Origin of the sequence: Pseudomonas sp. JH-2, assembly GCF_036231725.1 — a bacterium.
Taxonomy (GTDB): domain Bacteria; phylum Pseudomonadota; class Gammaproteobacteria; order Pseudomonadales; family Pseudomonadaceae; genus Pseudomonas; species Pseudomonas delhiensis.
The window spans coordinates 84,923-92,067 of the sequence record NZ_JAZAQP010000028.1 but is presented as its reverse complement, the minus strand read 5'-3'; the positions used below and the strand labels follow the sequence as shown (position 1 = coordinate 92,067).

Sequence of the window (7,145 nt, the reverse complement as noted above, 5' to 3'; positions counted from 1 at the left end):
GGCCGCCCTGCGCCTGAACATCCCGGTGGTGTTCGTCTCCGGCGGGCCGATGGAAGCCGGCAAGACCAAGCTGGCCAGCCACGGCCTGGACCTGGTGGACGCCATGGTGGTCGCGGCGGACGACTCCTGCTCCGACGAGAAGGTCGCCGAATACGAGCGCAGCGCCTGCCCCACCTGCGGTTCCTGCTCCGGCATGTTCACCGCCAACTCGATGAACTGCCTGACCGAGGCCCTGGGCCTGTCGTTGCCGGGCAATGGCTCGACCCTGGCCACCCACGCCGACCGCGAACAGTTGTTCCTGCGCGCCGGGCGCCTGGCCGTGGAACTGTGCCAGCGCTACTACGGCGAAGGCGACGATTCCGTGCTGCCGCGCAACGTCGCCAGCTTCAAGGCCTTCGAGAACGCCATGACCCTGGACATCGCCATGGGCGGCTCGACCAACACCATCCTGCACCTGCTGGCCGCAGCGCAAGAGGCGGAGATCGCCTTCGACCTGCGCGACATCGATCGCCTGTCGCGCAAGGTGCCGCAGCTGTGCAAGGTGGCGCCGAACATCCAGAAGTACCACATGGAAGACGTGCACCGCGCCGGCGGCATCTTCTCCATCCTCGGCGAACTGGCCCGCGGCGGCCTGCTGCACACCGACGTGCCGACCGTGCACAGCCCGAGCATGGCCGATGCCATCGCCCAGTGGGACATCACCCAGACCCGCGACGAAGCCGTGCACACCTTCTTCAAGGCCGGCCCGGCCGGTATCCCGACCCAGACCGCGTTCAGCCAGAACACCCGCTGGCCGAGCCTGGACGACGACCGCGCCGAAGGCTGCATCCGCAGCGTCGAGCACGCCTACTCCGCCGAAGGCGGCCTGGCCGTGCTCTACGGCAACATCGCCCTGGACGGCTGCGTGGTGAAGACCGCCGGCGTGGACGAATCCATCCACGTGTTCGAAGGCAGCGCGAAGATCTTCGAAAGCCAGGACGCCGCGGTGAAGGGCATCCTCGCCGACGAAGTGAAGCCGGGCGACATCGTGATCATCCGCTACGAAGGCCCGAAAGGCGGCCCGGGCATGCAGGAGATGCTCTACCCCACCAGCTACCTGAAGTCCAAGGGCCTGGGCAAGCAGTGCGCCCTGCTCACCGACGGCCGCTTCTCCGGCGGCACCTCGGGCCTGTCCATCGGCCACGCCTCCCCGGAAGCCGCTGCCGGCGGCGCCATCGGCCTGGTGCAGGACGGCGACAAGGTACTGATCGACATCCCCAACCGCAGCATCAACCTGCTGGTCAGCGACGAAGAACTGGCCGCCCGCCGCATCGAGCAGGACAGGAAGGGCTGGAAGCCGGCGCAACCGCGCGCCCGTCGCGTCAGTACCGCGCTGAAGGCTTATGCGTTGCTGGCTACCAGTGCCGACAAGGGTGCAGTGCGGAATAAGGCGTTGCTGGAAGGTTAATTACCTGACGGCAAATAAGAAGCCCGGCCTAAGTGCCGGGCTTCTTGCCAAGGAGGTTAACAATCATAGCTACCCCCTTAAAGGCCACCATTTAAATCAATCAACGACAACCCGATGGAATATGCGAAGTATTATTCAAGCCGCTACAGGTCCATCGGGAAATCTGATTTGTACCATTAACAAAGTTAGGAGTTAATACTAAACCCTGACCTTCCAAGCCACCCGATGCAAATGTAACTGTGATTATACCCGCTGCGGTTACGTCTACACCTCCAGCTTCAAAGTATTTACCAGCAAGGGCTGCGGCTGCAGCTATAGTTTCATCGGATGCTGTTGGCGCACCTGCTTCCGCAGATTCTATAGCGATATCTGCCTGTATGCCTGAAGTTGCCTTCAGTCCCTCGGTAGCCTGGGCTCGAGCTGTATAGTCCTGATAGGCAGGCATAGCGATAGCCGCCAAAATACCAATAATCGCCACAACGATCATCAATTCAATCAGAGTAAAGCCCTTCTGAAAGGAACGATATCTATCCATCTTCAAGCTCCATGAGTCATTTATCTGAATCCGCCAACCTCCAATTGAAGCCAGCGAGCCAAATGAATTAAATTCCCCATGAAGAAGGAAGATATGTAGTCACATTCCGCTGATAACCACTGAAATTTCCTCAACAACAAAGATCGTTCAACAGCACTCAAAACTCCTCATTTCGAAAATGACGAACAACGGCAGATAGTGCCACTACTACCGTCATCTATTGACAGTTAATGTCATATCACCAAAGAAATCCCTGCCCTATGGCACTGTCCGATCCCGCGCCCACCCCGTAAAATCCCGCTCTTTTTCCCGGACTGCCGCCATGAGCTCCCTCGAGAACCCCGTCACCGCCGACAAGGCCCAGCGCGACCTGGTCTACGGCCTGGAAGACCGCCCCGCCCTGCCCGTCACGCTGCTCGCCGCGCTGCAGCACCTGCTGGCGATCATCGTGCCCATCGTCACCCCCGGCCTGCTGATCTGCCAGGCGCTGGGCGTTTCCGCGCGGGACACCAACCTGATCGTGTCCATGTCGCTGGTCATCTCCGGCATCGCCACCTTCGTCCAGTGCAAGCGCTTCGGGCCGTTCGGCGCCGGGCTGCTGATCGTCCAGGGCACCAGCTTCAACTTCGTCGGGCCGCTGATCGCCGGCGGCGCGCTGATGGTCAAGCAGGGCACGCCGGTGGAACAGGTGATGGCGGCCATCTTCGGCGTGGTCATGGCCGGCTCCTTCGTGGAGATGGGCGTGTCGCGCATCCTGCCGTTCGTGAAGCGCCTGATCACCCCGCTGGTGACCGGCATCGTGGTGCTGATGATCGGCCTCACCCTGATCAAGGTCGGCCTGATCAGCATGGGCGGCGGCTTCTCGGCGATGGCCAACGGCACCTTCGCCAACGGCGAGAACCTGCTGCTGTCGGGCGTGGTGCTGGCGATCATCGTGGTGCTCAACCGCATTCCGGTGGTGTGGATGCGCAGCGGCGCCATCGTCATCGCCCTGGCCGTGGGCTACGTGCTGGCCGGCTACCTGGGCCGCCTGGACTTCACCGGCATGCACCAGGCCGCGCGGTTCCAGGTGCCGGTGCCGCTGCACTTCGGCCTGAGCTTCTCCTGGAGCCTGTTCATCCCCATGCTGGTGATCTACCTGGTCACCTCGCTGGAAGCCATCGGCGACGTCACCGCCACCAGCAAGGTCTCGAAGCAGCCGGTGGAAGGCCCGCTGTGGATGCAGCGGATCAAGGGCGGGGTGCTGGTGAACGGCGCCAACTCGCTGCTGGCCGGCCTCTTCAACACCTTCCCCAGCTCGGTCTTCGCGCAGAACAACGGGGTGATCCAGCTGACCGGCGTGGCCAGCCGCCACATCGGCCTGTGGATCGCCGCGATGCTCATCCTCCTAGGCCTGTTCCCCAGCGTCGCCGGGGTCATCCAGGCGGTGCCCGAGCCGGTGCTCGGCGGCGCGGCCATGGTGATGTTCGGCGCGGTGGCCGCCTCGGGCATCAACATCCTCGCCAGCGTCCAGTTGGACCGCCGCGCGCTGCTGATCATCGCGGTCAGCCTGGCCCTGGGCCTGGGCGTGTCGCAGGTGCCGGAGTTCCTCGCGCACATGCCGGCGGCGCTGCGCAACGTGCTGGAATCCGGCGTCGCCACCGGCGGCATCTGCGCCCTGCTGCTGAACTGGTTCCTGCCGGAAACGCCGGCGGCCCAGGCCCGGCACTGAGCCCGCCACGACGCCACCTGCCGGTGGCGTCGTCGTTTATGCTGGGGGCATGAGCACTCCCCTGCGCGTCGGCGTGATCGCCGACACCCACAACCTGCTGCGCCCCGAGGCCCTGGATGCCCTGCGGGGTTGCGAGCGCATCCTGCACCTGGGCGACATCGGCAAGCCGGGCATTCTCGATGCGCTACGCCAGCTGGCGCCGCTGGACGTGGTGCGCGGCAACAACGACACCGAAGCCTGGGCCGCGGCGATCCCCGAGACCCTGGTCCTGGCGTTGGGCGGACTGCGCCTGTACCTGATCCACGACCTCAAGCAGCTGGCCGTCGATCCGCGCGCGGAAGGCTTCGACGTGGTGCTGGCCGGGCATTCGCACAAGCCGCTGCAGGAAGTGCGCGACGGCGTGCTCTACCTCAACCCCGGCAGCGCCGGGCCGCGCCGTTTCAAGCTGCCGATCGCGCTGGCGATCCTGCACATCACGGACAAACAGGCTTCGGTGGAAATGATCACGCTGGGCTGAACGTAGGGCGAATAACCGTTCGCGGTTATCCGCCGCTACACCTTGCCCACGAGCCAACTCCGTGGCTGAGCCCGCAGGCGCTTCGTGTTCGAACCCGCAACGCCCTTCGAGCAAGGTCAAACGGCGTATAACCGCGAACGGTTATACGCCCTACGGTGCCAACAGCTGTTGCGCCAGGGCGTCGACCTGTTCCTGGCGTTCGCTCTTGTCCACCCGCTTGCGGCCATTCAAGGTCGACCATTCCGGGTGCGCCCGGGCCTTGCGCAGCGCCTCGGGCAGCTTGCCTTCGCGCCACTGCTTGTCTTCCGGCGAGTCGACGCGGATCGCTTCCATCGCCGCATGGCCCCGCGCCTGCAACGCTGCCAGCAGCTGCCGCTGGCGCAGGGCGAGCAGGCGCAGCACGCTGTCGTCCACCGAGAGTTCGCGCTGGCCCTTGAGCTTGCCGAGCAGGCGCTGGCCGTAGTGGCCCACGGTCTGCCAGGCGCCGCCGGCCAGGGCGCCGAGGGCGGTGGCGGCGCCCAGGGTCAGTCCGCCCACCAGCAGGTCGATGCCGGCGCCGGCCGCGGCGCCGGCCGCCACGCCGCCGCCCAGGCGCACGCCGAGCTGGCGCAGGGTTTCGGGGTTGAACAGGTCATCGCCCCAACGCCCGCCCAGCAGCGGCAGGTCGGCGGCGCGGGCATCGTCCTTGCGGAAGGCGTAGAGGCGCAGCAGGGCCTGCACGCAGGCTTCCTCGCGCTTGCGCACGCGGTCGCGCAGGGCCTCGGTGGCCTTGCGGATGGCCTCGGCGTCGCCGGGCACCAGGTCGCGGCAGGCGGCGACATCCACCAGCAGTTCGGCGATCAGCTTGGCGCCAGCCTCGCGCCGCGCCACGGCCTGGGCCTCGTGGTCCTGGATCAGCCGCTCCAGCTGCGGGCGGGACTTCTCCAGCAGCAGCGCCAGGCTTTCGTAGAGTCGCCGTTCGCCGTCCAGCGGCGGCGCCACGCTGTCGAAGCGCACCAGGGCGTGCAGGCCCAGGCGCGACAGGGCCTCGCGCCACTGCTCCTCGCGGTGGTTGGCGCTGGCGACGAAATTCAGCACCGGCAGCAGCGGCCGCGCGCAGCCGGCGAGCACCGCCAGTTCGTCGCGGTACTTGGCCAGCACCGGCTCGCGGGCGTCGATCACGTAGAGCCCGGCATCGGATGCCTGCAACTGGCGCAGCACCTTGGCTTCCTGCTCGAAGCGCCCGCGCGCCTCGCTGCCGTCGAGGAAGCGGCGCAGCTTCTCCGGGCCGTCCAGGCGCTCGCCGGGGCGTTCCAGGGCGTCGAGGTAGTCGCGCAGGGCGATGGCGTCCTCCAGGCCCGGCGTGTCGTACAGCTCCAGCAGCGCCTGGCCGTCCACCGACAGGCGCGCCCCCTCGACATGGCGGGTGGTGCTGGGGCGGTGCGAGACCTCGCCGAAGCCGACGTCGCGGGTCAGGGTGCGCAGCAGCGAGGTCTTGCCGACGTTGGTATGGCCGACCACGGCCAGCCTGAGGGGCTCAGTCATGTCCGCTCTCCAGCCAGGCCAGGGGCGATGCGCCGCTGTGCGGCAGGTTCAGCTTGTCGATGGCGGCATGCCAGTCGGCCAGGCGGTCGCTGTCCAGGCCGATGCCCGCCGGCGGCTGCAGCAGCCAGACGCGGGTGGCGCCGGCGCAGCGCGACAGCTCGGCGATCAGCGCCAGGGTGCCGCGGTCCGGCGAGCGCCGCGGGTCGCAGGCGATGGCCAGGCGCGCCGGCGGGTAGCGGGTCAGTTGCTCCAGCAGGCGACGGCGTTGCGCGCCATCGTCCAGCACGCCGGCATCGGCCACGCCGGCCGGCAGCTTCGGCGGCCAACCCTGGCTGTCGTCCAGTTCGATGGCCACCAGCAAGGCGCCCTCTGCGCTGGCCGCAGGGTTCTGCGCCTGCGGCTCGACCAGGCTGGCCGGCGCGGCATCGTTGACGCCCAGGCGCTCGCTGCCGGGCTGCAGGCGCTCGCGCAGCAGGCTGTAGCCCGGCAGCGAGAGGTCCAGGCGCAACGCCGCGCGGCCGCTGCGCCAGCGCCACAGGCAGAAGGCCCAGAGCAGCAGGCGCGGCAGCAGCCCATAGACCAGCAGGATGCCCACCAGCCAGCCGGCCCAGGCGTGGCGCGCGGCCTCGCTGGCCACCAGGGCGTCGCCGCTGGCGCGCACCAGGTCGCTGTCCGGCAGCGGGAAGCCCAGCAGCGAAGGCAACGCGCCCAGGCCCTGGGTGAGGAAGACGAAGGTGTCGCCGCCGAGGATGGTGGTTTCCCAGACGAAGCCGTAGCGCCGCGTCGACAACAACGCCAGCAGCACCACCAGGGCCGCGCCCAGGGCCAGCAGCCACAGGCCGTGGACCAGCATGCCCAGCGCCCAGCGCGTCAGGCGCTGGCGGCCGAGCAGCACCAGCAGCGACGGCGCCAGTTGCGCGGCGCGGGCATCGCGCGCCAGCTTGCCGCTCAGCCACAGCCACAGGCGGCCCAGGGCGCCGGCCGCCTCGCCGCCACCGAGGGCGAAGCCGCAGGCCCAGCCCAGCAGCATCAGCAGGTCCAGGCCGAGCAGGCTGGCCAGGGCCCAGAACACGTTGACCGGGCGCTGGCCGTCACCCAGGGCGGCCAGCGCCAGGCCGGCGCCGCTGAGCAGGGCGAGGACGATCAGCAGGTAGAAGGCCAGTTGCGCGCCCTGTTTCCACAGGCGCAGGGCGCTGTCCAGCTGGTCGCGCCCGGCCAGCCACAGGGCGCGGTGCTCGATGCGCCGGGGCAGTTCGCCGCCGGCGGCGATGGCGCGGCGGTTGGCTTCGGCATCCTCCAGCGGGCCGGCCTGCTCCTCGCGCAGGCGCACGGCTTCGCACAGCCACAGTCGGTCGAAGGCGGAAGGTGGGGCGGTATCGCTCACGGGGTCTCCGGCGCTGGTTCCTGGGCG

General features: G+C 67.9%; 6 protein-coding genes. 3 read left to right on the top strand and 3 right to left on the bottom strand.

Features of this window, described 5'->3' with window-relative positions; translation table 11 throughout:
- The coding region (ilvD, locus tag VV867_RS19245) for a dihydroxy-acid dehydratase (protein ID WP_328567289.1) at window positions 1-1,447 on the top strand (1,447 nt) is incomplete at its 5' end.
- 100 nt (window positions 1,448-1,547) lie between these two features.
- Here the strand turns inward: ilvD and VV867_RS19240 are convergent.
- Window positions 1,548-1,982, bottom strand: a complete 435-nt coding sequence (locus tag VV867_RS19240) for a pilin (RefSeq protein WP_328567288.1) — start codon at window positions 1,980-1,982, stop codon at window positions 1,548-1,550.
- Between the two features lie 322 nt (window positions 1,983-2,304).
- Here VV867_RS19240 and VV867_RS19235 point away from each other — a divergent pair, with 322 nt between their 5' ends.
- The gene (locus tag VV867_RS19235) at window positions 2,305-3,693 is read left to right on the top strand and encodes a nucleobase:cation symporter-2 family protein (RefSeq protein WP_089390884.1); all 1,389 of its coding nucleotides are present in this window, start codon (window positions 2,305-2,307) and stop codon (window positions 3,691-3,693) included.
- Between the two features lie 49 nt (window positions 3,694-3,742).
- Window positions 3,743-4,210: a metallophosphoesterase family protein gene (locus VV867_RS19230; protein WP_328567287.1), complete on the top strand. Its 468-nt coding sequence runs from the start codon at window positions 3,743-3,745 to the stop codon at window positions 4,208-4,210.
- Between the two features lie 150 nt (window positions 4,211-4,360).
- On the opposite strand, the gene VV867_RS19225 is transcribed toward VV867_RS19230, so the two are convergent.
- Window positions 4,361-5,734, bottom strand: coding sequence for a GTPase/DUF3482 domain-containing protein (locus VV867_RS19225; RefSeq protein WP_328567286.1), 1,374 nt, complete (start codon window positions 5,732-5,734; stop codon window positions 4,361-4,363).
- Window positions 5,727-7,118: a DUF2868 domain-containing protein gene (locus tag VV867_RS19220; protein ID WP_328567285.1), complete on the bottom strand. Its 1,392-nt coding sequence runs from the start codon at window positions 7,116-7,118 to the stop codon at window positions 5,727-5,729. The genes VV867_RS19225 and VV867_RS19220 overlap by 8 nt, the downstream gene beginning before the upstream one ends.
- Between the last annotated feature and the right edge of the window lie 27 nt (window positions 7,119-7,145).

Coding starts and splice junctions, on each gene's coding strand:
- VV867_RS19240 (WP_328567288.1), bottom strand. CDS start 1,982: ATGGATAGATATCGTTCCTTTCAGAAGGGCTTTACTCTGATTGAATTG.
- VV867_RS19235 (WP_089390884.1), top strand. CDS start 2,305: ATGAGCTCCCTCGAGAACCCCGTCACCGCCGACAAGGCCCAGCGCGAC.
- VV867_RS19230 (WP_328567287.1), top strand. CDS start 3,743: ATGAGCACTCCCCTGCGCGTCGGCGTGATCGCCGACACCCACAACCTG.
- VV867_RS19225 (WP_328567286.1), bottom strand. CDS start 5,734: ATGACTGAGCCCCTCAGGCTGGCCGTGGTCGGCCATACCAACGTCGGC.